The following is a 1,162-nucleotide window of genomic DNA, read 5'->3' as shown; positions in this document are numbered from 1 at the left end:
ATCCGTTTGATGTTTCCGCTGACGAATACATAGGGTATCCCGGCAGCCGCCAGCTCGCGCCCGACATCGATCCCGGTCGGGCCGTCCATCAAGTGGATATCGACGAACGCGAAGTCCGGCTTTGAAGCCCGGATCTGTTCGCGCGCCTGGGCGCTGTTCATGACAAGACCTGTAACTTGATGGCCTGCCATCTCCACTTCGCTCTCAAGTTCCATGGCAAGCAGCATTTCGTCTTCGACGATCATGACTTTCAATGCGTATTCTCCTGATGGTCGCCGACAAGCAGCACCACATCGACGACCGTCTTTCGGCCGTCCTGTTTCCGTTCGATTTCGGCGCCCAGCTGCAAGGCCGACGCTTCAAGCAACATTTTTCCGAGCTGGGCGCTCTCGCTATCCGGCTCGACCGGTTCCGACGTGTCTTCGACACGGATCAGGAAGTGACCGTTCAGGCGCCGCACCACAACATGGATGTCGCCGCCGCCATCGCTCAACCCGCGGCGAACGGCGTCGCCGACCAGTTCGTTGACGATCAGGGACAGCGGCGTCGCCTTCACGGCCGGCACGAGCAGCGGGGAGAGATCCAGGGACAGGCGAATGTCCTTGCGGCCGGTGGCATCGACCAGATCGGTTACCAACTCGCGGGTGAACTCCGACATATCGAATTTCGAGACGTCGTCGAGCGTGAACAGCTTGCGCTGCACCGTGCTCAGAGCCTCAATCCTGTTGAGGACCGACATGAGTGTGTTCCTCTGCCGATCGTCTTTGGTAATCCGCGCCTGCATTTTGACGATCGAGGCCATCGTCAAGAGGTTGTTCTTCACCCGATGATCGACCTCGTGGACGAGCAGTGTGCGGGCATCCAGCGCGGCACGAAGGTTGGCGGTATGCTTTGCGACCTCGGCCTCGGCCTCATGGCGGGCCGCAGCAAGGTCCGCTTCCCGGCTCTTGACGGTGGTAAAATCAAGCTGGGAGGCAAAGAAATAGATGATCTTGCCCGCTTCGTCCCGTACGGGGCTGATGAAAACGGCATTCCAGAACGTGCTGCCGTCCTTGCGGTAGTTCAGAATGTCGACAGCCACATCCCGCCCTGCCGCGATGCTGTCGCGGATCTTGGCGACGGTCTCCCGGTCCGTCTCAGGCCCCTGCAGAAAGCGACAGTT

At 60.0% G+C, this 1,162-nt stretch carries 2 protein-coding genes; both read right to left on the bottom strand.

Annotation, left to right across the window (positions count from 1 at the left end; translation table 11 throughout):
* Positions 1-254 (bottom strand): response regulator (locus tag MRBLMR1_RS26950; protein WP_500066962.1); only part of this gene is annotated, 254 nt, incomplete at its 3' end.
* The coding region (locus tag MRBLMR1_RS26945) for a histidine kinase dimerization/phosphoacceptor domain -containing protein (protein WP_500066961.1) at positions 251-1,162 on the bottom strand (912 nt) is incomplete at its 5' end. The genes MRBLMR1_RS26945 and MRBLMR1_RS26950, both read right to left, overlap by 4 nt.

Source organism: Neorhizobium sp. LMR1-1-1.1 (assembly GCF_040675795.1).
In the GTDB taxonomy this organism is placed as follows: domain Bacteria; phylum Pseudomonadota; class Alphaproteobacteria; order Rhizobiales; family Rhizobiaceae; genus Neorhizobium; species Neorhizobium cellulosilyticum.
This window is presented reverse-complemented; position numbering and strand designations above follow the sequence as displayed.